21 protein-coding genes, 1 pseudogene and 1 riboswitch are annotated in these 23,452 nt (G+C 62.5%); of the genes and pseudogenes, 15 read left to right on the top strand and 7 right to left on the bottom strand.

The features are described from left to right. Window position 1 precedes the first annotated feature (1 nt). A complete protein-coding gene (locus X728_RS156000) occupies window positions 2-595 on the top strand; it encodes a nucleoside deaminase (protein WP_023671383.1) in 594 nt (197 codons plus the stop codon). A 10-nt stretch (window positions 596-605) separates the two neighbouring features. On the opposite strand, the gene X728_RS156005 is transcribed toward X728_RS156000, so the two are convergent. Beyond that, on the bottom strand, window positions 606-917 hold the full coding sequence (locus tag X728_RS156005) for a BrnA antitoxin family protein (RefSeq protein ID WP_023671384.1): 312 nt from the start codon (window positions 915-917) through the stop codon (window positions 606-608). After that, window positions 904-1,157 (bottom strand): annotated as a pseudogene (locus X728_RS1000000168650) (BrnT family toxin). Before X728_RS1000000168650 ends, X728_RS156005 begins: the two are co-directional and overlap by 14 nt. A gap of 180 nt (window positions 1,158-1,337) precedes the next feature. Here X728_RS1000000168650 and X728_RS156010 point away from each other — a divergent pair. The 9 genes from X728_RS156010 to X728_RS156050 all read left to right on the top strand — a co-directional run bounded on the left by X728_RS156010 (window position 1,338) and on the right by X728_RS156050 (window position 12,380). Continuing rightward, window positions 1,338-3,323 carry a CocE/NonD family hydrolase gene (locus X728_RS156010; RefSeq protein WP_023831262.1) on the top strand — a complete coding sequence of 662 codons (1,986 nt, stop codon included), beginning with the start codon at window positions 1,338-1,340 and terminating at the stop codon, window positions 3,321-3,323. 154 nt (window positions 3,324-3,477) lie between these two features. Then, the gene (locus tag X728_RS156015; RefSeq protein ID WP_023671387.1) at window positions 3,478-5,064 is read left to right on the top strand and encodes an ABC transporter substrate-binding protein; all 1,587 of its coding nucleotides are present in this window, start codon (window positions 3,478-3,480) and stop codon (window positions 5,062-5,064) included. A gap of 16 nt (window positions 5,065-5,080) precedes the next feature. Next, window positions 5,081-6,040: an ABC transporter permease gene (locus tag X728_RS156020; RefSeq protein ID WP_023823868.1), complete on the top strand. Its 960-nt coding sequence runs from the start codon at window positions 5,081-5,083 to the stop codon at window positions 6,038-6,040. Window positions 6,041-6,049: 9 nt separating this feature from the next. Then, complete coding sequence (locus X728_RS156025; RefSeq protein WP_023703637.1) at window positions 6,050-6,877, top strand: ABC transporter permease; 828 nt, start codon at window positions 6,050-6,052, stop codon at window positions 6,875-6,877. Further along, window positions 6,877-8,532 carry an ABC transporter ATP-binding protein gene (locus tag X728_RS156030; protein ID WP_023831261.1) on the top strand — a complete coding sequence of 552 codons (1,656 nt, stop codon included), beginning with the start codon at window positions 6,877-6,879 and terminating at the stop codon, window positions 8,530-8,532. Before X728_RS156025 ends, X728_RS156030 begins: the two co-directional genes overlap by 1 nt. Window positions 8,533-8,596: 64 nt before the next feature. Beyond that, entirely contained in the window at window positions 8,597-9,436 is an 840-nt protein-coding gene (locus tag X728_RS156035; protein ID WP_023831260.1) for an alkaline phosphatase family protein, read from the top strand. A gap of 286 nt (window positions 9,437-9,722) precedes the next feature. Beyond that, window positions 9,723-10,289 (top strand): sigma-70 family RNA polymerase sigma factor, encoded by a 567-nt coding sequence (locus X728_RS156040; protein ID WP_023831259.1) that lies wholly within the window; start codon window positions 9,723-9,725, stop codon window positions 10,287-10,289. Window positions 10,290-10,303: 14 nt separating this feature from the next. Further along, window positions 10,304-10,972 (top strand): hypothetical protein, encoded by a 669-nt coding sequence (locus X728_RS156045; protein WP_023831258.1) that lies wholly within the window; start codon window positions 10,304-10,306, stop codon window positions 10,970-10,972. After that, window positions 10,962-12,380: a S8 family serine peptidase gene (locus X728_RS156050; RefSeq protein WP_023831257.1), complete on the top strand. Its 1,419-nt coding sequence runs from the start codon at window positions 10,962-10,964 to the stop codon at window positions 12,378-12,380. The genes X728_RS156045 and X728_RS156050 overlap by 11 nt, the downstream gene beginning before the upstream one ends. 10 nt (window positions 12,381-12,390) lie before the next feature. Here the strand turns inward: X728_RS156050 and X728_RS156055 are convergent, their stop codons facing one another. Beyond that, window positions 12,391-13,737 carry an FAD-binding oxidoreductase gene (locus X728_RS156055; RefSeq protein WP_023831256.1) on the bottom strand — a complete coding sequence of 449 codons (1,347 nt, stop codon included), beginning with the start codon at window positions 13,735-13,737 and terminating at the stop codon, window positions 12,391-12,393. Between the two features lie 166 nt (window positions 13,738-13,903). After that, entirely contained in the window at window positions 13,904-14,926 is a 1,023-nt protein-coding gene (locus tag X728_RS156060; protein WP_023831255.1) for a substrate-binding domain-containing protein, read from the bottom strand. 365 nt (window positions 14,927-15,291) lie between these two features. On the opposite strand from X728_RS156060, the gene X728_RS156065 reads away from it, so the two are divergent. The 5 genes from X728_RS156065 (at window position 15,292) to ugpC (ending at window position 21,901) form a co-directional block, all read left to right on the top strand. Next, window positions 15,292-16,647 carry an ABC transporter substrate-binding protein gene (locus X728_RS156065; RefSeq protein ID WP_023668892.1) on the top strand — a complete coding sequence of 452 codons (1,356 nt, stop codon included), beginning with the start codon at window positions 15,292-15,294 and terminating at the stop codon, window positions 16,645-16,647. Window positions 16,648-16,882: 235 nt separating this feature from the next. Then, complete coding sequence (locus X728_RS156070; RefSeq protein WP_023668891.1) at window positions 16,883-17,896, top strand: sugar ABC transporter permease; 1,014 nt, start codon at window positions 16,883-16,885, stop codon at window positions 17,894-17,896. 1 nt (window position 17,897) lies between these two features. After that, on the top strand, window positions 17,898-19,052 hold the full coding sequence (locus tag X728_RS156075; RefSeq protein WP_023715517.1) for a carbohydrate ABC transporter permease: 1,155 nt from the start codon (window positions 17,898-17,900) through the stop codon (window positions 19,050-19,052). A 5-nt stretch (window positions 19,053-19,057) separates the two neighbouring features. Continuing rightward, the gene (locus X728_RS156080; protein WP_031195265.1) at window positions 19,058-20,722 is read left to right on the top strand and encodes an alpha-glucosidase family protein; all 1,665 of its coding nucleotides are present in this window, start codon (window positions 19,058-19,060) and stop codon (window positions 20,720-20,722) included. 66 nt (window positions 20,723-20,788) lie between these two features. After that, a complete protein-coding gene (gene ugpC / locus X728_RS156085; protein WP_023668888.1) occupies window positions 20,789-21,901 on the top strand; it encodes a sn-glycerol-3-phosphate ABC transporter ATP-binding protein UgpC in 1,113 nt (370 codons plus the stop codon). Between the two features lie 72 nt (window positions 21,902-21,973). Here the strand turns inward: ugpC and X728_RS156090 are convergent, their stop codons facing one another. From X728_RS156090 to X728_RS156100, 3 genes are all read right to left on the bottom strand, one after another. After that, the gene (locus X728_RS156090) at window positions 21,974-22,207 is read right to left on the bottom strand and encodes a DUF680 domain-containing protein (protein WP_023831253.1); all 234 of its coding nucleotides are present in this window, start codon (window positions 22,205-22,207) and stop codon (window positions 21,974-21,976) included. 71 nt (window positions 22,208-22,278) lie between these two features. Beyond that, window positions 22,279-22,482: a DUF680 domain-containing protein gene (locus tag X728_RS156095; protein ID WP_023668886.1), complete on the bottom strand. Its 204-nt coding sequence runs from the start codon at window positions 22,480-22,482 to the stop codon at window positions 22,279-22,281. Between the two features lie 66 nt (window positions 22,483-22,548). Beyond that, window positions 22,549-22,755, bottom strand: coding sequence for a DUF680 domain-containing protein (locus tag X728_RS156100; protein ID WP_023668885.1), 207 nt, complete (start codon window positions 22,753-22,755; stop codon window positions 22,549-22,551). Window positions 22,756-23,246: 491 nt separating this feature from the next. Further along, window positions 23,247-23,449, top strand: a riboswitch (cobalamin riboswitch). The last annotated feature ends 3 nt before the right edge of the window (window positions 23,450-23,452 follow it).

The following is a 23,452-nucleotide window of genomic DNA, read 5'->3' as shown; positions in this document are numbered from 1 at the left end:
AATGACCGACATATCGCTGATCGACCGCCTGCTCGATGTCATCGAGCACGACATCGTGCCGAAAACGGCAGAGGGCGTGGCCCATGGGAACAAGCTGTTCGGCGCCGCCATCCTGCGGAAGGGCGACCGCTCGCTGGTGCTGGCCGAAACCAACAACGAGATGGAAAATCCGCTCTGGCATGGCGAGGTGCACTGCCTGAAGCGTTTCTATGAAATGCCGAAAGCCGAGCGCGTCGACACCAAGGACGCCATCTTCATCGCCACGCATGAGCCCTGCTCGCTCTGCCTGTCGGCGATCACCTGGACCGGCTTCGACAATTTCTACTACCTCTTCAGCCACGAGGATTCACGCGACAGCTTTGCGATCCCGCACGATCTGAAAATCCTGAAAGAGGTCTTCACTCTTGATCCCGGCGGCTACAATGCCGAGAACGCTTATTGGAAGAGTTTTTCCATTCGCAGGCTGGTGCGGGCGCTGCCCGAGGCCGAGCGCGGCCGGCTTGAGGCAAGGATCGGCAATATTTCCACCCGCTACGACGAACTGTCCGGCGCTTATCAGGCGCGCAAGTCCGAAAACGACATTCCGCTGAACTGACGCGGATTGCCTAGCCTACCTTCGCGTTTTTCAGCACCTCGTTGATCCTGGCCTGCCAGCCCTTGCCGGTCGCCTTGAATTTACTGATGACATCCTGATCCAGACGGATGGACACGACTTGCTTAGGCTTCTCCACGGCTGGCCGGCCACGAGCACGCCTTATGCTCTCGAAAAGTTCTGGAAACACTTCCGCGAAAGGCCTGGCTTGCGCCAACTGTTCGTCTGTCGTCTCCGCATCGTCGGGATCATCAACAATTTGTCTTTGAATTTCCACTTCCTCCGCATCGGTAAGCGGTCGAACACGCGATTTAGGATTGTTCATATACTGACCTTTCCTTTCGGCTGGCACGGCGCATCGAGATCACCGAAATCGCCTCCGAACCAAGCGGCTTGAAAATCACGGCCAGGATGATCTCTCCGAATTCGCCAATCGCCTTGAACCGGTCGGCCTTGGCTGGAAGGACGGTTGAAGTCGCAAAAAACTCAATATCGAGTTCGGCAAATCGAGACCCCGGCTGTCCAGGTTCGTCACGCGCTTTGGCTCATCCCAAACGATTTTCAGGCGAAACCATCCTCATCACGTTGGGTTCAGTTAATAAATGTAATCATTAATTATATCCTGCAACATCAGGGCAAAACAATCGGGCTACATATCGTGGCGTCGTCGCGGCGACACCGGCCGTCGCCCGTTTGACTTCATGACATGCCCGCTTCATGCGTCACTGACATCCTGGAGCATCGCATGAAAACCATCACCGAATTTCCCCGCAAGGTCGTCGAATTCCCCGATATGGGCATCGTCATGCCGGATGGTTGCCGGCTGTCGGCGCGGGTTTGGATGCCGGAGGACGCCAGCAGCGATCCGGTGCCGGCGATCCTCGAGCACCTGCCCTATCGCAAGCGCGACGGCACCATCTTTCGCGATCAACTGACGCATCCCTATTTTGCCGGCCACGGCTACGCCTCGATCCGCGTCGACATGCGCGGCAATGGCGATTCCGAAGGTCTGATGGACGACGAATATTCCGAGCAGGAATTGCAGGACGCCTGCGATGTGATTGCCTGGGCGGCAGCACAGCCCTGGTGCAACGGCAGTGTCGGCATGATGGGCATTTCCTGGGGTGGCTTCAACTGCCTGCAGGTGGCGGCCAAGCAGCCGCCGGCGCTGAAGGCGGTGATCAGCCTGTGCTCGACCGTCGACCGCTACGCCGACGACATCCACTACAAGGGCGGCTGCCTTTTGACGGAAAATTTCGGCTGGGCCTCGACCATGTTGTCCTATTCGTCGCGACCGCCGGATCCGCTGATTGCGGGCGACAACCGCTGGCGCGACCTCTGGCTGACGCGGCTGGAGAACCAGTCTTTCCTTCTGCCGCTCTGGCTCAGCCATCAGCATCGCGACGCCTATTGGAAACGCGGTTCGATCTGCGAGGATTTCTCCGCCGTCAAAGCGGCCGTGCTGTCGATCGGCGGCTGGCATGACGGCTACCGCAACACGATTTCGCATCTGGTCACCAACATCCAGGCGCCGGTGAAGGGCATTGTCGGGCCATGGATCCACAAATACCCGCATTATGCCGAACCCAAACCCGCCATCGGCTTCCTGCAGGAGGCGTTGCGCTGGTGGGACAGCTGGTTGAAGGGCGTCGACACCGGCGTCGAGGCCGACCCGGACTACCGCGCCTATGTCATGGACAGTGTGCGGCCGGCGCGCTGGCACCCGGAGCGGCCGGGCCGTTGGGTGGCCGAACAGGAATGGCCGTCTCCCAACATCAAGGTCGGGGCGATCGAACTCATTGCTGACGGCGTCAGGCCGGCGATCGTGGCGACCCCGCAAAGCTGCGGGCTCGCCGGCGGCGAATATTTTCCCTTCACCTTTGGCCCGGAACTGCCGGGCGACCAGCGCCCGGACGATGCGCTGTCCGTCTGCTTCGATCAGCCTGTGCTTGCCGAGACACTCGACATCGTCGGCGCGCCGGAGCTTCTCATCCGGGTGTCGTCCGATCGCCCGCAGGCGAACATCGCGGTTCGACTGTGCGACGTGCACCCCGACGGCGCCTCGGAACTGATCTCCTACGGCGTGCTCAACCTGACGCATCGTTCTTCGCACGAACAGCCGCAAGCGCTGGTGCCGGGCGAAACGGTTTCGGCGCGCGTTATTCTCGACCAGTGCGCCTACCGCGTGCCGGCCGGACACCGCCTGCGCATCGCGGTTTCCAATGCTTACTGGCCGATGATCTGGCCGTCGCCGGAGCCGGTGCGGCTCGACCTTTCAGCGGCGACGCTGAGGCTGCCGCTGCGCCCGCTCGCAAAAGCCGACGAGACCTCGTTCCAGTCTCCCGAAGGCGCAACACCCTGGGCAACCGCGACAGTTCGTGCAGCGAATTCCGAGCGTCACGTCGATCGCGATGAGAAGACCGGCATCGTCACGCTGTCGATCACGGATGATTTCGGAGAAGTGCGCGATCTCGCGCATGGACTGGCCAATGGCAGCATTGCCCGCGAGAGCTGGACGATCCACCCCGACGAGCCGCTGTCTGCCTCGGGTCGCACGCACTGGACGCAGACCTTGTCGCGAAACGGATGGTCGGTGCGCACCGAGACGTCGGCTGAAATGCGCTGCGATGCGCAAAACTTCATCGTCAGCGCCAGAATCGAAGCCTATGAGGGCGAAACGCTGGTTTTCGAACGCGATTTCGAAGAGACGATCCCGCGCGACCTGCTCTGAGCGTCGACCCGACTGGTCCAGTTGCGACGCACGATTTACGCCACGGCATGTCGCATTCCGTCTTGCTTACGGCTTTGCCTTCCGGTCAATATCCCTTTGGTAACAACAAGCAAAAAACGACCATAAGGTCGAACCAACAGAGTGAGGAACTCAAATGTCCAACGAACTCGAATATCTGAGCCGGCGCGTTGCGTCCGGCAAGCTGAGCCGTCGTGATTTCCTCGGCCGCGCCGCAGCACTCGGCGTCACAGCGCCCTTCGCCAATATGCTGCTTTCCAGTGCGGCTCGCGCGGAAGGCCCGGTCAAGGGCGGCACGCTGAAGGCCGGCCTCGTCGGCGGCGAATCCACGAACAGCCTGGACCCGGCTTTGTTCATGACGCAAGTGCCGTTCGCTTTTGGCAAGATGTGGGGCGAGCTGATCGTCGAGCTGTCCCCGGAAGGCAAACTCGAGAACCGCATCGCCGAAGAGATCGGCTCGTCGGACGACGCCAAGGTGTGGACGCTGAAAATCCGCGACGGCGTCGAATTCCACAACGGCAAGACGGTGACCGCTGAGGATGTGGCGGCAACCCTCGAGCGCCATTCCGATGAAAAATCGAAGTCCGGCGCGCTGGGCTACATGAAAGGCATCGACAGCATCAAGGCCAGTGGCAAGGAAGTCGTCCTGACGCTGAAGGAGGCCAACGCCGACCTTCCCTATCTCCTCAGCGACTACCACCTCATCGTCCAGCCCAACGGCGGCAAGGACAAGGCGGATGCCGGCATCTCGGCAGGACCCTACAAGGTCACTACCAACGAGCCCGGCGTGCGCCATGGCGGCGAGCGCTTCGCCAATTACTGGCAGGCCGACAAGATGGGCCATGCCGACCAGATCGAGATCATCGTCATCAACGACGCGACCGCGCGCACGGCGGCCCTGCAGGGCGGCCAGGTCAACATGATCAACCGCGTCGAGCCGAAGATCGTCGACCTCATCAAGCGCGTACCGGGCGTCACCATCCGCAACCATGCCGGCCCTGGCCACTACGTCTTCATCATGCATTGCAACACCGCGCCCTTCGACAACAGCGACCTGCGCATGGCGCTGAAGCTCGCGATCGACCGCGAAGAGATGCTGAACAAGGTGCTGCGCGGCTACGGCTCGCTCGGCAACGACTTCCCGATCAATTCGTCCTATCCGCTGTTTTCCGAGATCGAGCAGCGCAAATATGATCCCGACAAGGCCAAGTTCCACTACAAGAAGTCGGGCCATGACGGCACCGTGCTGCTGCGCACCTCCGACGTCGCCTTCCCGGGCGCGGTCGACGCCTCGCAGCTCTTCCAGCAGAGCGCGGCCAAGGCCGGCATCAAGATCGAGCTCAAGCGCGAGCCCGGCGACGGCTACTGGAACGAGGTCTGGAACAAGCAGCCCTTCTGCGCCTCCTATTGGGGCGGCCGCTCGACCCAGGACCAGATGTACTCGACCGCCTATCTGTCGACCGCCGACTGGAACGACACCCGTTTCAAGCGTCCGGACTTCGACAAGCTGGTGCTGGCCGCACGCGCCGAACTCGACGAGACCAAGCGCAAGCAGATGTACCACGACATGGCCGTGCTGGTGCGCGACGAGGGCGGCCTGATCCTGCCGATGTTCAATCAGTTCATCGATGCGACAGGCGCCAAGGTCGGCGGCTGGGTCGACGATCCGCATCAGGAGCTGATGAACGGCTACGCGCTGGCGAAGTGCTGGCTCGAAGCCTGAGCCCGGCTTTGCGGATATGTCCTCACCCGTCGTGAAACTTGTGGCCCAGCGCGTTGCGCTGGGCATCGTCCTCTTGCTGGCCGTTTCGGTCCTGATCTTCGCCGGCACCCAGATCCTGCCCGGCGACGTCGCGCAAGCCATTCTCGGACAGTCGGCGACGCCGGAATCGCTCGCCAATTTGCGCGAGCAGCTCGGCCTCAATCAGCCGGCTTACATCAGGTATTTCCATTGGCTCGGCGGTGCACTCACCGGCGACCTCGGCACGGCGATGTCGAGCGGCCAGGATATCGCGACCTCGATCAAGGGGCGGCTGTGGAACACGCTGTTTCTCGCCTTCTGGGCGGCGGTCGTGGCCGTGCCGCTGGCGATCATCCTCGGCCTGATCGCCGTGCGTTACCGCAACGGTTGGGTCGACAAGCTGATCTCCGGCCTGGCGCTCGCCTCGACCTCCTTCCCGGAATTCTTCATCGGCTATGTGCTCGTCTACTTCTTTGCCGTGAAGTATCAATGGTTCCCGGCCATTTCCACGGTCTATGACGGCATGCCGTTCGGCGAGCGTATGCAGGCGATCGCGTTGCCGGCCGCCGCGCTGACGCTGGTTGTGCTGGCGCATATGATGCGCATGACCCGCGCGGCCATCCTCAACGTCATGCAGTCGGCCTATGTCGAGACGGCTGAACTGAAAGGCCTGTCGGCCTTCAACGTCATCCGCAAGCATGCTTTCCCCAACGCCATCGCGCCGATCATCAATGTCGTCATGCTCAACCTCGCCTACCTCATCGTCGGCGTCGTCGTGGTCGAGGTGATCTTCGTCTATCCCGGCATGGGGCAATATCTGGTCGACCACGTCACCAAGCGCGACGTGCCGGTGGTGCAGGCCGTCGGCCTGATCTTTGCCGCTGTCTACATCACTCTCAACATCATCGCGGACATCGGGGCGATTGTCGCCAATCCGCGCCTCAGACATCCGAAATAGGCGGCGGGCATGCTCGATATCAAACGCATCCCCATTCCCGCGCTGATTGGCATCGTACTGACGACGATGTTCGTCGTGGCGGCTGTCTTCGCGCCATGGATCGCACCACACGGCAATGCCGAGATTGTCAGCGACGTTCCTTGGGAACCGATGTCCGCAGCGCATTGGCTGGGCACCGACAATCTCGGCCGTGATCTTCTGTCGCGCATGATCTACGGCGCTCGCATCACGCTGTTCATTGCGGTGCTGGCCACCGCGCTGTCATTCTCGCTTGGCGCCATCCTCGGCTTTTCGGCGGCGGTGTTCGGCGGCTGGTTCGACACGCTTCTGTCGCGCCTTGTCGATCTGCTGATGTCGATCCCGACCCTGATCATGGCGCTCGTCGTGCTTTCGGTGCTGCCGACCAATCTGGTGACGCTGATCCTGGTGATGGGCGTCCTCGACTCGACCCGCGTCTACCGGCTGTCGCGCGCGGTGGCCGTCGACATCAACGTCATGGATTATGTCGAGGCCGCCAAGCTGCGGGGCGAAGGCAGCGGCTGGATCATCTTCCGCGAGATCCTGCCCAACGCGCTGTCGCCGCTGGTCTCGGAACTTGGCCTGCGCTTCATCTACGCGGTGCTGTTCTTGTCGACGCTGTCCTTTCTCGGCCTTGGCGTGCAACCGCCGGATGCCGACTGGGGCGGCATGGTCAAGGAAAACAAGGACGGCATCGTCTTCGGTATCGGGGCGGCACTCATCCCCGCCGCGGCGATCGCAGCACTGGCGATTTCGGTCAATCTGGTCGCCGATTGGGTGCTCAACCGCACGACAAGCCTGAAGGGAGGACGCGGGTGATGGCTGACACAAAAGCAAAGCCCGGCCTGCTGCTCGATATCCGCAATCTGCGCATCGAAGCGACAGTGTTTCCGCCCGGCGAGGTGCCGAAGAACATCGTTTTGGTCCACGATGTCTCGCTGACGCTGGAAAAGGGCAAGGTGCTCGGCCTGATCGGCGAGTCCGGCGCCGGCAAGTCGACCATCGGCCTGTCGTCGATGGGCTATGGCCGTGGCGGCGTGCGCATCACCGGCGGAGAGGTGCTGCTCAACGGCCGCGATATTCTCAAGGGGGGCAAGGAAGGTTTCCGCAAATTGCGCGGCCGCGAGGTCTGCTATGTCGCGCAGTCGGCGGCCGCCGCCTTCAACCCGGCGCACAAGCTGATGGACCAGGTGGTGGAAGCAACGCTGCTGCACGGCACGGCGACACGCGCCGAGGCCGAGAAACGTGCCGTGGCGTTGTTCAAGAAGCTCAGCCTGCCAAACCCCGAAATCATCGGCGAACGCTTCCCGCACCAGGTCTCCGGCGGCCAGTTGCAGCGCGTGATGACGGCGATGGCGCTGTGTTCGGAACCCGACCTGATCGTCTTCGACGAGCCGACCACGGCGCTCGACGTGACGACACAGATCGACGTTCTGGCGGCGATCAAGGACGCCATCCGCGACACCCATGTCGCGGCGCTCTACATCACCCACGATCTTGCCGTCGTCGCCCAGGTCTCGGACGAGATCATTGTGCTGCGCCATGGCAGGTTGGTCGAATGGGGCGGCACTCGCCAGATCATCAAGGAGCCGCGCCAGGAATACACCAATGCGCTGGTCTCGGTGCATGAGATCGAGCATGCCGAGCAGAAGCCCGGCGTGGCGCCGTTCCTGTCGGTCAAGAACGTCACCGCCGCTTACGGCGGCAGCCATGTCAAGGTGCTGAAGAACGTCTCGGTCGACATCTTTCCGGGACAGACGCTGGCTGTCGTCGGTGAATCCGGCTCCGGCAAGTCGACGCTGGCGCGCGCCATCACCGGGCTGTTGCCGCCGGAAGAAGGCACCGTCACCTTCGACGGCAGGCCGCTCGCCAACAGGCTTGCCGACCGGCCGAAGGAGGATCTGCGGCAATTGCAGATGATCTACCAGATGGCCGACGTGGCGATGAACCCGCGCCAGACCGTCGGCACCATTATCGGCCGGCCGCTGGAGTTCTATTTCGGCATTCGCGGCCGCGAGCGCGACAAACGTGTCGCCGAACTGCTCGACGAGATAGAGATGGGCAAGGGCTTTCTCGACCGCTATCCGGCCGAACTCTCCGGCGGCCAGAAACAGCGCGTCTGTATCGCCCGCTCGCTCGCCGCCAAGCCCAAGCTGATCATCTGCGACGAGGTGACATCGGCGCTCGACCCGCTGGTGGCCAACGGCATTCTCAAGCTGCTGCTCAACCTGCAGCAGCACGAGAAGGTCGCCTACCTCTTCATCACCCACGATCTGGCGACGGTGAAGTCGATCGCCGATTCGATCGCGGTGATGTACCGCGGCGAGGTGGTGCGCTACGGCGCCAAGAGCAAGGTGCTGACGCCGCCCTTCGACGCCTATACCGACCTGCTGCTGTCGTCCGTTCCCGAGATGGAGATCGGCTGGCTGGAAAAGGCGATCAAGGGACGGCGCATGGCGAGCGCGGGGAATTAGTAGGGAATTCGCGGCCTTTGTCGCGAAAACTTCTTTCACCGGCAAAAGCTTTCCGGAGCCGCCCATGGCGCTCAAGACCAAACTGCTGCTCATCATTCTCGATGGCGTGCCCTACCGGAACTGGCGCCGGCTGATGGGCAATCTCGAGGGCTGGGTGCAGTCGGGCGAGGCGCAGGTGTGGAAGATGCGCTCGGTGCTGCCGTCGACCTCGGCCTGCTGCTATGCCTCGATCCACACCGGGGTTTCGCCGCAGGAGCACGGCATCCTATCCAACGAGAACCGTTTTCTCGTCAACAAGCCGGATATTTTCTCCGAGGTCAGCAAGGCCGGCGGCAAGACCGGCGCGGTGACGCATTCCTACTGGTCGGAATTCTTTCGTTCCTATCCGTTCGATCTGGTCGAGGACATGGAGTATGACGAGCCCAACGGACCGATCGCGCATGGCCGCTTCCACACCATGACCGGCTATAATGCCCGCAACCAGATGACGCCGAGCGATGTCGACCTGTTTGCGACGCTGACCATGCTGACCCGGCGCCATGATATCGACTACGGCATCCTCCACACCTGCACGCTGGATTCGATGGGACACCGCTTCGGCCATGACTGCCACGAGATGGACCATGCCTGCTACGCGATGGACGGCATGCTGGCCGCTTTCCTGCCGGGCTGGCTGCAAGCCGGCTACGAGGTCATCGTCACCGCCGACCACGGCCAGACCGACCGCGGCCACCATGGCGGCCATGACGACGAAATGCAGGATTTCGCGCTGTATTATTTCGGAGCCGGCAAAGGGCCGGATCCGGACACGCTGCTTGATCAGCTGCAACTGGCGCCGACGGTGCTGAAGCGGCTGGGTGTGCCGGTGCCGGAGACCATGAAGGCTAAGCCGTTTTTGGGGTGACGGAGGTCGTCGCTGAGCCGCCGTTCGCTACCCCCTCTCCCCGTCACTATACGGGGAGAGGGTAAGGGTGAGGGGCAGCGCTAACATCAAAATAAATACCCCAACGCCGGCGCCGCCCCTCATCCGCCTGCCGGCACCTTCTCCCGTATAGTGACGGGGAGAAGGGAGACGCTCTGGCAACACTCCCTCTCTTCGGTTAGCTTCGCCAAAATTCCTTGGCGGAAGGATGAACCTTTTTGAACCTATCGGCGACAGAGCAGACAGGAGCCAGGCGGCTCGACCGGCCATGACGGCAGCGACCGAGACTGATCGCGCGCTTGTCGACCGGGTCGCGAAGGGCGACCGTGCCGCTGTTCGGCTGCTGTTCATGCGTCACCACGCGCGGGTCTACCGCTTCGTGGTGCGCCAGACGGGATCGGAAATGATGGCCGACGATATCGCAAACGAGGTCTTTCTCGAGCTGTGGCGCCAGGCGCCCGGTTTCGAAGGGCGCTCGGAAGTCTCGACATGGCTGCTCGGCATCGCCCGGTTCAAGGCGCTGTCGATGCTGCGCAAGAAAAAAGAAGACTGGATCGATGACGATGATGCGGCGCAGGTTCCCGATGGCGCCGACACGCCGGAAGTCGCCACCATGAAGGAAGACAAGGGCGCCGCCTTGCGGCGCTTCGTCGATGCTTTGCCGGAGGAACACCGCTCGGTGATCGACCTTGCCTATTACCATGGACAGTCGGTGACGGAGATCGGCGAGGTGCTCGGCATCCCGGTCGCCACTGTCAAGACCCGAATGTTCTACGCCCGCAAGAAACTCGGCGAAGCCCTCAAGGACGCCGGTTACGACAGGGGGTGGCCATGAGTAATCCTGAAGATATGAGCGCCGCTGAAAAGATGTCACGCCGTGACGAAATGGAAACGCTGCTGCCATTCTACCTGAACGGCTCGCTGGAAGGCTCGGACCTCGAAGCCGTCGAGGAATGGCTGGCGAGCGATCCGGCGGCGATGGCGGCGCTTGGCGAGGCTGAGGCGGAATTCTCCGGCGCCACCGCCGCCAACGAGGCGATCCGGCCACCGGCCGATGCGCTCAGCCGCTTTGCCAGGGCGCTCGACGCCGAAGCCGGACCGGTCCGCGCTCCCGCGGGCCGTTCCTGGCTGGCGCAGGCACTCGGCCGGTTCACGGCGATGCCGGCCACGGTCGGCTGGGCGGCAGCGGCGGTGCTACTGGCGTTGGTCGTGGTGCAGTCCTACGTGCAGACCGGCGGCAAGAGCCATGATTTCGAGGTTGCCGGCGCCGAGGATGATCTGGCGAAACTGCCGTTCGCGCTGGTCAAGTTCAAGCCGGATGCGAAGATGTCCGACATCGCCGTCTTCCTCGACCAGAACGCGCTGAAGATCGCCGGCGGGCCGGCCGCCTCGGGCGTCTTCCGCATCGCTATCCCGGTCAAGACCGGAGCAGGCTACACCAGGCTCGTCGGCCTTATTGCCGCCCAGCCTTTCGCGGAGACTGTGATCGAGGGAAGGAAACCGGTTGATGGCAGCTAGGGCGGTCATTCGATTTGCGGCGATCCTGGTGGCGGCGATGACAATCGTCGCCGTGCCGGCGTCGGCGCAGACCAATGATCCCAATGCCGGCCGGGCCGACTGCACCGACGCGGCCGGAGCGGCGGCTGCCGACTGCCTGAAAGACGGCAATGAGGCCAAGGTCGGCGGCGAACCAGGCGCAGTTACCCTTCCGGCCCTGATCGTCGACCTGTTTCCCAACCCACCGGCTCCCGTAGCGCCCGTGCCGACGCCACGGCCGTCAGCGCCGCCTGCCGACACGCAGGCCGGGCCACCCGCCGGCGGGGCGATCGTTTCGCCGACCGATCTTGTCGCGACCGCGCCGCGGCGTGCCATCGCCGGCGAGTTCGTGCCCGACGAGGTGCTGGTGACCGTCGACGGCGATGCCGGCGCCGTCCAGCAGATCGCCGCCTCCTTCGGCCTTGAAGTGCGCTCGCTGCGCCAGTCGCGGCTGCTCGGCACCACACTGGTGCGCTTCGGCATTCCCGACGGCCGCCCGGTCGGCGCCGTGCTGGCGCAGCTGGCCGCCGATGGCCGCACCCTGCGGCGCGAGCCAAACCATATCTACTCGCTGCAGCAGGCGGCCGGCATCGTCAACTATGCCTTCGAGCGCATTCAGCTCGACAACAAGCAAGCCAGCGGCGAAAACGTGCGCATCGCCGTCATCGACACCGGCATAGACGACACCAATCCGGCGCTGTCCGGCGTCATTGCCGATCAGTTCGACGCCATGCCCAACGTGCCGGTCGAAAAACGTGACCATGGTACCTCGGTTGACGGGCTGATCGCAGGCGTCGGCGCGCTCGAAGGCATGGCGCCCGGCGCCAGGATCTATCACGCCCGCGCCTTCGAGGACGGCAAGTCGACCATGGACGTCATCCTGTCGGCGCTCGACTGGGCGGCGGACCAGAATGTCAGCATCATCAATATGAGTTTCGTCGGCCCCAAGAACGATCTGCTCGCCACCGCCTGCCGCAATGCGCGCGGGCTCGGCATCATCCTGGTCGCTGCTGCCGGCAACAACGGGCCGAAAGCGCCCTATGGTTACCCCGCCGCCTATGAAGGTGTCATCGCGGTCACCGCCACCGACGCCAAGGACGGGCTTATGCAGCAGGCCAATCGCGGCGCTTATGTCTTCATCTCGGCGCCCGGCGTCGAGATGGTGGCGCCGAGCGGCGCCGGCTCGGACGTCGTCACCGGCACTTCGTTTGCCGCCGCGATTGTCTCCGGCGCCATCGCCAACCTGATCCACGCCTCGCCCGAGCGCTCGGCTGACGACATCGAAAAGGCGCTTGCCGCCACCGCCAGGGATCTTGGCCCGAAAGGCCGCGACAAGGATTTCGGCTATGGCCTGCTGGATACGAAGGCGGCGGCTGCGGCCCAGAAGTGAGCCTGCGAATTCAGAGCGCCGGACCTAACCGGACAGGGCTGCCATCATGGAAGCGTGACAGGCGGAAGCGGCTGAGGTCGTGTCCGGTCTCGTTTCCCTGAATCATGTCCGCAACGACGCGGCCTATGCCAGGCCCGATGCCGAAGCCGTGACCGCTCATCCCCGTCGCGACGAAAAGGCCGCCGACTGCCTCTACCCGATCCACGACGGGGACGACGTCGGGCATGGCATCGATCATGCCACCCCAGCTTGCCTTCAGGCGAACCGTCTCGAACTGCGGAAAGAGGTGCTTGAACTTGCGTTCTATCGAACGCAGACGGGCCGGTTCCGGGGCCGGGTCGAGCACCCGCATTCTCTCGAAAGGGCTGTGCGAATCCGGCGCCCAATCGCGCGGCGTCGACCAGGCATCGGGGTAACCTGACGGCGCGAACGGAAAGTAGCGTGTCCCCAGCGGATTGTCCCTCAGCGCAGGAAGGTATTTGGAGGCGTGCCGGAATGCATCAGGTCCCAGGTAATGCAGATGGCTGCCGCCCGCGGCGAGCGTGTAGCCGCCATCCTGCCGGCGCCGGAAAGCGATGTGTTCGTCAGTCGCCGCGCCTGCATAGATTTCAGCCAAGGGGTCCGTTGCGGCTGCGGTTACCCTGACGCTGAGCTGGGGGATGGAGACGCCGTGTCTTCTCAGGAACAAGGATGACCAGGCACCTCCCGCGACCAGCACGCTGGAGGCCTCGATATACCCCGTCTCGGTCCACACGCCCTTGACCTTGCCGCCTGAGATTTCGAGGGTTCGCGCTGCGCAATTCTCGACGATTTTGACGCCTTTTCGCACGGCGAGCCGGGCAAGTGCGGGCACCGCCAGCCAAGGCTCCGCCCGCATGTCGGAGGGCGTCGTCATCGCGCCCTTGAATTTGCGCGACATGCCTTTGATGAGTGTCGCGGTTTCGTCTGCATCCAGGAGACGGGTGTCGAGCGCATGGATCGCGGCGATCTTCATGAAGGCTTCGAACCCGGCCATGTCCTTGTCGGTGTTCGCCAGGTAGGTCACACCTGTCTGGGTCAGGCCGATGTCCTCGCCGCATTCCTCAGCCAGTTGCCGCCACAGGCGAATGGCCTCGATGACGATGGGCAGTTCATCCGCGTCTCGTCCCTGCTTTCGGATCCAGCCCCAGTTTCGGGACGACTGTTCGGCCGCAATGCGTCCCTTTTCCAGCAGCGTCACCGGGATGTTCCGCTGTGCCAGGAAAAGCGCCGTCGCCACACCGATGATGCCGCCACCGACAATGACCACCTCCGACGTTTTCGGCGGTGGGCCAGGATGCCGGATTGGATCCGTTTCGGAGAACGGGAATATGGGCAAGTGGCGCACCCTGAGGACTGGTTGATGGCTCTGGCTTACTGGTTGCCACCCACTCGAAGCCAAATCAAGGACAGGTCCAGGCAGACCGTTGTCCCAACGAAGTCAATCTATCTGCGGGCAACATCCACATGGGTGAACTTGCCCAGCGGAGCAATTGGATTAATCCCTAAACCGGCGCGCCGGCGACCGAGCCTCTCACCACCAGGTCGACAGGCCAGACCTCGCCCCGCGCCCCTTCTTCCAAGCCGGAAATGCGCGCTGCCAGGCGTTCGGCGATGCGGGCGCCGGCGAGGCGGATCGACGAGCGCGTCGTCGACAGCGGCACGGAAAAATTCTCCGGCTTCAGCCATGGAAAGACGTCGTCATGGGCAATCAACGACAGGTCGCCGGGAATGGTCAGGCCAAGGTCGCGCACCGCGCGCACGACGCCGAGCGACATGATCAGGCTGGAGCAGGCGATCGCCGTCGGCCGCTCGCTCTGTTCGAGCAGGCGCCTGGCGGCGCGGTAGCCGTTCTCCTCGGTCATGGTGAGTGAACAGACATGGCGCTCGCCGAGCGTCAGGCCGCTCGCGGCCAGCGCCCTGCGCATGCCGCGCTCGCGGTGGATGGCGAAGGTCTCGCGGTCGTCGCCATTGATCAGCGCCAGCCGGCGGTGGCCGAGCTGAACCAGCAGCCGGGCGGCGTCGTGGAAGCCGCCCTCATTGTCGATGTCGGTGAAGGGGTAGTCGAAATCGAAGCCTTCGCTGCGGCCATGGACGATGAAGGGAATGCCGAGCGTGTTGACCAGCGCCACCCGCCGGTCGGCCGGGCGCGGCGAGGAGATGTAGACGGCGTCGACCTGGCGGTTGGCGACGATGCGGCGATAGGTGGTTTCCTGGTCGTCGGCATCGGCCGGCGACAGCACCAGGTCGAGCTCGTGCGAGCGGGCATAGTCGCCGAGACCCGACAGGAACTCGACGAAATGCGGGTCGATGTCGACGGCGGCGCCCGTCGGCAGCACATAGCCGATCATGCCCGTCTTGCCGGTCGCCAGCCGGCGCGCGCTCGGGTTGGGCCGGTAGCCGTGGCGCTTGGCGGCATCCACCACGCGCCGGCGGGTTTCCTCGTTGACCTCGGGATAGCCGTTGAGCGCACGGCTTACCGTTGTCTGCGACAGGGCCAGCATATGAGAGAGCTGCTTCAGGTTCACTGGGAGGCCTCCAAGCCTCAAAGCGCTTTTAATTTTTAATCTCTGTGGCCGCCAAGACGAGCGCAACGGAACTGGGCGACCATACGCACTGGTCCGGCCAGTTTGAAGCAAATTGTGCTGTTGCAGCGCGAAAATACTTTGCTGCAGCGCACTTTAGCAACGTCTCGCCACTAAAATTAAATCGATTAGCCCACCGCCCTCTTGACTTCCAGCCGATTCAATGGCGAGATCAAAAAGGCCAAAGCGCTTTGGAAGACTCTTCGAAAGGTTGCGGTTCCTTTCTGAACGAGTCACAGTCCTGCAGCGTCGGCGGGCGGAATGGAGGTTCCGCCCGGGTGTATGTGTCCACACTGGGAGGAATACCGATGAAGAAGATGCTTCTGCTTGGCGCAGCGTTTGCCACACTCGCCTTGTCCCTGCCGGCGCAAGCCGAACTGAAGTTCAAGCCCGGGGAAGACAAGCGCTTCAACTGGGCCAATTACGAAGAGCTGAAGAAGGTCGATCTCAAGGGCGAGACGCTGACCATCTTCGGGCCCTGGCGCGGCGAGGACGAAGGCCTCATCCGCACTGTTCTCGAATATTTTCAGGAAGCCACCGGCGCCGAGATCAAATACTCCTCGTCGGAAAATTACGAACAGCAGATCGTCATCGATACCCAGGCCGGCAGCCCGCCCAATATCGCCGTACTGCCGCAGCCGGGCCTGATCCAGGATCTGGCGTCCAAGGGCCTTTTGACGCCGCTGGGCGACGACACCGCCAAATGGATCAAGGACAATTACGGCGCCGGCCAGTCATGGGTCGATCTCGGCACCTTCAAGGACAAGGACGGCAAGCCGGGCTTCTTCGCCTTCCCCTACAAGGCCGACGTGAAATCGCTGGTCTGGTATTCGCCCGACAATTTCGAGGAAGCCGGCTACAAGGTTCCCAAGACCCAGGAAGAGCTCGCCGACCTCGAGAAGAAGATCATCGCCGACGGCGGCACGCCGTGGTGCATCGGCCTCGGCTCAGGCGGCGCTACCGGCTGGCCGGCGACCGACTGGGTCGAAGACATCATGCTGCGCACCCAGGCGCCCGACGTGTATGACAAGTGGGTAAAGAACGAGATCCCGTTCAACGATCCGGCGGTGGTCAACGCCATCGACATTTTCGGCAAGATCGCGACCGACGACAAGATGGTCGACGGTGGGGCCAAGGCGGTTGCCGCGACCGACTTCCGCGACAGCCCGAAGGGCCTCTTCTCGGTGCCGCCGAAATGCTACCTGCACCATCAGGCATCGTTCATCCCGACCTTCTTCCCGGAAGGCACAAAGGTTGGACAGGACGCCGACTTCTTCTACTTCCCGCCCTATGCCTCGAAGCCCGAGCTCGGCACGCCTGTGCTCGGCGCCGGCACGCTGGCCATGATCACCAAGGACTCGAAGGGTGCACGCGCGTTCATCGAATTCCTGAAAATGCCGCTGGCACATGAAATCTGGATGGCCCAGGGCGGCTTCGTCACGCCGCTCAAGTCGGTCAACAAGGATGCCTATGCCAGCGACGCGCTGAAGAAGCAGGGCGATATCCTCGCCAATGCCTCGACCTTCCGCTTCGACGGTTCGGACCTGATGCCGGGCAAGATCGGCGCCGGCGCCTTCTGGACCGGCATGATCGATCTGGTCGGCGGCAAGTCGGCGCAGGATGTCGCCACCGACATCCAGAAGAGCTGGGACGCTATCAAGTAGTCAGCTGGCAAGCAGTCAGCTGGCAAGTAATCACTGCCAAGTAATCAGCTGCTTTGGCGGCAAATTCAGGACTTCCTCCACAGACTGGATGCGGGCCGCTATGGCCCGGATCCGACCGGCGCCTTACGCCGGACCGATTTGCGTTCGTTCGTTTCAGAATAACTTAAATCGGCGCAGAGCCACATCGCCAGGGCTGTTCAAGGCCCGGCCGATCATGCGCAGGGAAGAGGGACCCATGGCTGCTCAGATCTTATCGGCCATTTTTGTCATCATCATCGGCGTCGGCGGCTGCGTCGCCTATTTCTGGGGCGCCAACAAGCTGGTCGACCTGATATTCCCGTCGCGCGGCGTGGCAGGGGCTGCGGCCATCGACAATCTGCGCCGGCAAGGACTGGTCCGTCCGTGGCTGTTCGTCGGCCCGGCGATGATCATCCTCACCGTCTACCTGATCTATCCGGTGGTGGCGACGCTCTGGCTGTCCTTCCTCGACCGCGGCGGCCAGCATTTTGTCGGCTTCGCCAACTATGAATGGGCGTTCGGCGACCGCGAGTTCCGCAACTCGATCCTGAATAATATCATCTGGCTGGCGGTGGTGCCCGCCGCCTGCACCTTTCTAGGGCTGATAATCGCCGTGCTCACTGACAAGATCTGGTGGGGCACGATCGCCAAGAGCCTGATTTTCCTGCCGCTGGCGATCTCCTTCGTCGGCGCCAGCGTGATCTGGAAATTCATCTACGAATATCGCGGCGAGGGCCAGACGCAGATCGGTCTGCTCAACGCCATCATCCAGTATTTCGGCGGTCAGCCGCAGGTCTGGATATCGCTGCCGTTCTGGAACAATTTCTTCCTGATGATCATCCTGATCTGGATCCAGACCGGCTTTGCCATGGTCATCCTGTCTTCGGCGTTGCGCGGCATCCCCGAAGAGACGCTTGAAGCCGCGGTCATCGACGGCGCCAATCCGTTCCAGATCTTCTGGAAGATCATGGTGCCGCAGATCTGGGGCACCATCGCCGTGGTCTGGACGACAATCACCATCCTGGTGCTGAAAGTGTTCGACATCGTGCTGACCATGACCAATGGCCAGTGGAACAGCCAGGTGCTGGCCAATCTGATGTTCGACTGGATGTTCCGCGGCGGCGGCGATTTCGGCCGCGGCGCCACCATCGCCATCATCATCATGATCGCGGTCATCCCGATCATGGTCTGGAACATCCGCCAGGCGAACAAAGAGACGGGAGGACATTGAGATGGCCGTCGCGACCGGGAAGTCCTTTGCCAGCCGCTTCGGCGTCCACATCGCCGTGCTCGTCTTCGTCGCCATCTGGACCGTGCCGACGCTCGGCATCCTGGTCTCGTCACTGCGCGACAAGGACCAGATCATCGCCTCGGGCTGGTGGAACTCGTTCTCCAGCTCCAGCCAAACCGAAGCCGGCCGCCTGCCGCCGGCCTCGGCGCAGGTCGAGAAGGACGGCAAGTTCGTGCTTGCCGGCAACATCTTCGGCGACGGTGCTGCGCGCAACATCAGCGCCTTCGGCGTCAAGTCGGCGGCACCGACGCAATATCCGGCCGGCACCACTGCCGATCTCGGCGACGGCGTGACCTTGCAGCTCAATGCCGACGGAACGTTCGTCATGAGTTCGCCCAAGGCTTTCGAAGGCGACCGTGGCCAGCGCGTCTATTACGCCTCGTCGGCGCCACCGAAATTCACCACCGACAATTACAAGACCGTGCTGTTTTCGGAGGGTATCGGCCGCTCGTTCATAAACTCGCTGACCGTCACCATCCCGGCGACGGTCATCCCGATCCTGATCGCCGCCTTCGCCGCCTATGCATTGGCGTGGATGCGTTTTCCCGGCCGCGCCTTGCTGATCGCAACAATCATCGGCCTGCTGGTCGTGCCGCTGCAGATGTCCTTGATCCCGCTTTTGAAGATCTACAACGGCGTCGGCATCTTCTTCGGTGTGCCGTCGAAAACCTATCTCGGCATCTGGCTGGCGCATACCGGCTTCGGCCTGCCCTTCGCCATCTATCTCCTGCGCAGCTATATTGCCGGCCTGCCGCGCGAGATCATGGAATCGGCGCGTATCGACGGCGCCAGCGATTTCGAAATCTTCGTCAAGATCGTGCTGCCGCTGTCCTTCCCGGTGCTGGCGTCCTTTGCGATCTTCCAGTTCCTGTGGGTGTGGAACGACTTATTGGTGGCAATGGTTTTCCTCGGTACCGAAGGGGATCAGATCGTGCTGACCGCGAAGCTCAACGCACTGCTCGGCTCGCGCGGCGGCGACTGGGAAATCCTGACGACATCGGCCTTCGTCACCATTATCGTGCCGCTGATCGTGTTCTTCTCGCTGCAGCGCTATTTCGTCCGCGGGCTGCTGGCCGGCTCGGTCAAAGGAGGTTGAGACTTATGCAAGCCGCTTTGAAGGCGACCTCGAAGCCCGATCTCGCCGTCGGTCGCGACTGGTGGCGGGGCGCGGTGATCTACCAGATCTATCCGCGCTCCTATCAGGACTCCAATGGCGACGGCATCGGCGACCTCAAGGGCATCATCCGCAGGCTGCCCTACATCGCCTCGCTCGGCGTCGACGCCATCTGGATTTCGCCCTTCTTCAAGTCGCCGATGAAGGATTTCGGCTACGACGTCTCGGACTATTGCGACGTCGACCCGATGTTCGGGACGCTCGCCGATTTCGACGCGCTGGTTGCGGAAGCCCATCACCTCGGCCTCAAGGTGATGATCGACGAGGTGCTGTCGCACACCGCCGACAACCATCCATGGTTCAAGGAGAGCCGCGCCAGCCGCGGCAATCCGAAGGCCGACTGGTATGTCTGGGCCGACGCCAGGCCGGACGGCACGCCGCCCAACAACTGGCTGTCGATCTTCGGCGGCTCGGCCTGGCAGTGGGACACCAGCCGCCAGCAATATTACCTGCATAACTTCCTGTCCGAGCAGCCCGATCTCAACTTCCACAATCTGGAAGTCCAGGACGCGCTGCTCGACGTCACCCGCTTCTGGCTGGAGCGCGGCGTTGACGGCTTCCGCCTCGACACCATCAATTTCTACTTCCACAGCCAGGGGCTGGAGAACAATCCGCCGCTGCCGCCCGAAGAGCGCAACGACCAGACAGCACCTGCGGTCAATCCCTACAACTACCAGGACCATATCTACGACAAGAGCCGGCCGGAAAACCTTGCCTTCCTCGAACGGTTCCGGGCGCTGCTCGACGAATATCCGGCGGCCGCCGCGGTCGGCGAAGTCGGCGATTCGCAGCGTGGGCTGGAAGTGGTCGCCGCCTACACCGCCGGCGGCAAACGCGTCCACATGTGCTATTCCTTCGATTTCCTGGCGCCGGAAAAGATCAGCGCCGCCAAGGTGCGCCAGGTGCTGGAAGCCTTCGGCAAGGTCGCCAGCGACGGCTGGTCGTGCTGGGCCTTTTCCAACCACGACGTGATGCGTCCGGCCTCGCGCTGGGCCGCCGACGAGGCCGACCCGGCCGCCTATCTGAAGGTTATCTCGGCGCTGCTGATGTCGCTGCGCGGTTCGGTCTGCCTCTATCAGGGAGAGGAGCTTGGGCTGGGCGAAGCCGAGTTGCAGTTCGAGGATCTGCAGGACCCCTACGGCATTCGCTTCTGGCCCGAATTCAAGGGCCGCGACGGCTGCCGCACGCCGATGGTGTGGGATGCAACCGCCAGCAATGCCGGCTTTTCGACGGCCAAGCCCTGGCTGCCGGTGCCGGGCAAGCACTTGTCGCAAGCGGTCAATGTTCAGCAGGGCGACGCGGCCTCGCTGCTCGAGCACTACCGGCGCTTTCTCGGTTTCCGCCGCCAGCATCCGGCCCTGGCCAAAGGCGACATCGAGTTCATCGAAAGCGAGGGCGACACCGTCGCCTTCACCCGCCGTGAGGGCAATGAGCAGATCGTCTGCGTCTTCAATCTGGCCAGCAAGCCGGCCGAGGTCGATCTCGGTGGTCAGGCGCTGCTGCCATTGGCCGGGCACGGTTTTTCGGGACAATCCGGCACAGGTTCCATCCGCCTCGGCGGCTACGGCGCCTGGTTCGGGCGCATCGACTGAGTTTTTGACGAAACTGGATTTTTTGAGGAAATCCAGGTTCTCTAGGGAAATCACTGGGAGGAAATTATGGCCGATGTCACGCTGAGACAGGTGAAGAAATCATACGGCAATCTGCACATTCTCCACGGCATCGACCTCGACATAAAGTCGGGCGAGTTCATCGTCTTCGTCGGCCCGTCGGGTTGCGGCAAGTCGACCTTGCTGCGGTCCATCGCCGGGCTTGAGGAGATCACCTCCGGCGAGCTGAAGATCGCCGGCGAGGTGGTGAACGACGTGCCGCCTTCCAAGCGCGGCATTGCCATGGTGTTCCAGTCCTATGCGCTCTATCCGCACATGACCGTCTACGACAACATGGCCTTCTCTATGAAGATCGGCAAGGAAAGCAAGGCCGAGATCGACAAGCGGGTGCGGCAGGCCGCCGAAATCCTGCAGCTGACCAAATATCTCGACCGCCTGCCCAAGGCGATGTCGGGCGGCCAGCGCCAGCGTGTCGCCATCGGTCGCGCCATCGTGCGCAATCCGAAAGTGTTCCTGTTCGACGAGCCGCTGTCGAATCTCGACGCGGCGCTGCGCGTCGCGACCCGCATCGAGATCGCCAAGCTCAAGGAATCGATGCCTGCCACGACCATGATCTACGTCACCCACGATCAGGTCGAAGCGATGACGCTCGCCGACCGCATCGTCGTGCTGAAGGATGGCCATATCGAGCAGGTCGGCACGCCGATGGACCTCTACAAGAAGCCCGGCAATCTGTTCGTTGCCCAGTTCATCGGCTCGCCGGCCATGAACATCCTGCCGGCGACAATCGACAGGACGGGCAACCCGACAATCGTCAGCCATGTCGGCGGCCGCAAGGCAACGGTGCCGATCGCAACGCCGGCGTCAGCAAAGGGTGCGGCAGTCAGCTTCGGCGTGCGGCCGGAGGATCTGTCGGCCGCCACCGGCGCGGAATATCTTTTCGAGGGCGTGGTGGACTATGTCGAGCAACTCGGCGAGGTGCAGCTTGTCTATGTCGATATCGGCCGCGCTGACCTGCCGTTGGTGACCAAGCTGCCCGGCAATGTCGAGGTCAAGCGCGGGGCAAAGCTGCGACTGACCGCGGATGCCGGGGACCTGCACATCTTCGACGCCGATGGGCACTCCTTCTCGCTCAAGCCGGTGGAAGTGAAGGCGGCTTGAGATAGCTGCGTCGTACAGGCATGAAAAAAGAGCGGCGGGCCAGGCCCGCCGCTCTTTTTTAAGCTTCGGCTGTTAGTTGTTGCCGAACCGATCCCTGTCGCTGCTCTGAGGAACGAACTTCTGTTGGTCGTTCGACGAGTTCAGCAGCTTGTAGACCGCCGACTTGGTGCCGGTCGACGAAGTGCGGGTGGTGTCGACGGCAGCGGCCGGCTGGTTGGCGCCATTGGAGCCATAATTGTCGCTGCCGGCAAAGGCAGCGCTCGAAACAGCCAGAACGGCTGCGGTGGCAAGAACGATCTTCTTCATTTTAGTCTCCTGAATTTTTCTGATGCCGCCAGCTGCAGCGGATAAGCCCGCCACGTGCTGGAAACCGGCTTTTAGCGGCCGAAAAGGTTACGGTCGGCACCGTGGGCAGGCGCCTGCTCGGCTGGAGCCGACTTCTCAACCGAAGCCGTATGGCCACTATCGGTCGACGTAATCGCAGGCTGGTTGGCGCCGTTCGAACCGTAGTTGTCGCTGCCGGCGAAAGCGCTGCCGGAGATGGCCAAAACGGCGGCGGCAGCAAGGATGATCTTTTTCATTTCAAATACTCCTGAATTTTTTGGGATCCCGAGAGCGACGGGTTAGCCGCCCTTCTTTGGTCGGGATCAGCGATTGCCGTAGAGGTCGCGGTCGGCGCCCTGAACGACAGGCTGCTTGTCAGCGTGCGCCGGCTTCTGAATGGAAGCCGTATACGAGCTGTCGACCGAGACGGCTGGCTGGTTCGCACCATTGGAACCGTAATTGTCGCTACCGGCGAAGGCGCTGCCGGTGATCGCCAAAACGGCTGCGGCAGTGAGGATGATCTTTTTCATTTTTAGTACTCCAGTTTGTCTGTCCGTCTAGCGGCGTGTCTTGGGAGGAATTCGCGTCGTTCGGACAGCCCCGATGTGGGAAAGCCATAGGCTGGTTTCCAATCACGAAGTTGTTCCGTGTGGACCACGGTCCTGCACCTTGAAATTGTGCCAGGAAGTTCCTCTATGGTCATTTATCGCATTGTTTTCAGTTGCTTATGTCGAACCGAGTGGTTCGCTCCGGTGTCGGTTTCCGGGCCGTCGTTCACACCATCCTGCACGCATTGTCAACAGAAACGAACCGTTCGGTTCGATTAGAGATTGCTAGTAACTTTTCGATACCGTTGAGCCCTTTTTGCCCCCGATCGGAACTGGATCCGCAGCGATTCGGCGATGATAGCGCCGCAAGACAGGATCTCAGCCCTTCGGTGGTCGGCGGGGCGTATGCCGCGCGTGTCGCGCCGCATGGATATGATGTCGCTTTCATGCCGACGTCGCGATCGCTGCCGTGATTAGATGATCGCATCTCAGGTGCCGCTTCGTGACGACGCAGCGGAGAATTGGGAAGCCGGTCAGAATCCGGCGCTGCCCCCGCAACGGTGGTGGAGTTGAAGTCGCAACGGGAGACCACTGGGCAGCAGCCTGGGAAGGTGTCGCGATGGTCCGCAAGGACAACTCCAGAGCCCGGAAACCAGCCCGAGATGCCTAGACTCGACTG

Origin of the sequence: Mesorhizobium sp. L103C119B0 (assembly GCF_000502235.1) — a bacterium.
Classification (GTDB): Bacteria; Pseudomonadota; Alphaproteobacteria; order Rhizobiales; family Rhizobiaceae; genus Mesorhizobium.
The sequence above is the reverse complement of the archived record's forward strand: the minus strand, read 5'-3'. Positions and strand labels throughout refer to the sequence as shown.

Bases quoted from the DNA above. Each gene is read 5' to 3' on its own strand.
- X728_RS156070 (WP_023668891.1), top strand. From the start codon at position 16,883: ATGGCTGCTCAGATCTTATCGGCCATTTTTGTCATCATCATCGGCGTC.
- X728_RS156015 (WP_023671387.1), top strand. From the start codon at position 3,478: ATGTCCAACGAACTCGAATATCTGAGCCGGCGCGTTGCGTCCGGCAAG.
- X728_RS156035 (WP_023831260.1), top strand. From the start codon at position 8,597: ATGGCGCTCAAGACCAAACTGCTGCTCATCATTCTCGATGGCGTGCCC.
- X728_RS156020 (WP_023823868.1), top strand. From the start codon at position 5,081: ATGTCCTCACCCGTCGTGAAACTTGTGGCCCAGCGCGTTGCGCTGGGC.
- X728_RS156065 (WP_023668892.1), top strand. From the start codon at position 15,292: ATGAAGAAGATGCTTCTGCTTGGCGCAGCGTTTGCCACACTCGCCTTG.
- X728_RS156100 (WP_023668885.1), bottom strand. From the start codon at position 22,755: ATGAAAAAGATCATCCTCACTGCCGCAGCCGTTTTGGCGATCACCGGC.
- X728_RS156030 (WP_023831261.1), top strand. From the start codon at position 6,877: ATGGCTGACACAAAAGCAAAGCCCGGCCTGCTGCTCGATATCCGCAAT.
- X728_RS156010 (WP_023831262.1), top strand. From the start codon at position 1,338: ATGAAAACCATCACCGAATTTCCCCGCAAGGTCGTCGAATTCCCCGAT.
- X728_RS156050 (WP_023831257.1), top strand. From the start codon at position 10,962: ATGGCAGCTAGGGCGGTCATTCGATTTGCGGCGATCCTGGTGGCGGCG.
- X728_RS156025 (WP_023703637.1), top strand. From the start codon at position 6,050: ATGCTCGATATCAAACGCATCCCCATTCCCGCGCTGATTGGCATCGTA.
- X728_RS156005 (WP_023671384.1), bottom strand. From the start codon at position 917: ATGAACAATCCTAAATCGCGTGTTCGACCGCTTACCGATGCGGAGGAA.
- X728_RS156090 (WP_023831253.1), bottom strand. From the start codon at position 22,207: ATGAAGAAGATCGTTCTTGCCACCGCAGCCGTTCTGGCTGTTTCGAGC.
- X728_RS156095 (WP_023668886.1), bottom strand. From the start codon at position 22,482: ATGAAAAAGATCATCCTTGCTGCCGCCGCCGTTTTGGCCATCTCCGGC.
- X728_RS156075 (WP_023715517.1), top strand. From the start codon at position 17,898: ATGGCCGTCGCGACCGGGAAGTCCTTTGCCAGCCGCTTCGGCGTCCAC.
- X728_RS156000 (WP_023671383.1), top strand. From the start codon at position 2: ATGACCGACATATCGCTGATCGACCGCCTGCTCGATGTCATCGAGCAC.
- ugpC (WP_023668888.1), top strand. From the start codon at position 20,789: ATGGCCGATGTCACGCTGAGACAGGTGAAGAAATCATACGGCAATCTG.
- X728_RS156040 (WP_023831259.1), top strand. From the start codon at position 9,723: ATGACGGCAGCGACCGAGACTGATCGCGCGCTTGTCGACCGGGTCGCG.
- X728_RS156080 (WP_031195265.1), top strand. From the start codon at position 19,058: ATGCAAGCCGCTTTGAAGGCGACCTCGAAGCCCGATCTCGCCGTCGGT.
- X728_RS156045 (WP_023831258.1), top strand. From the start codon at position 10,304: ATGAGCGCCGCTGAAAAGATGTCACGCCGTGACGAAATGGAAACGCTG.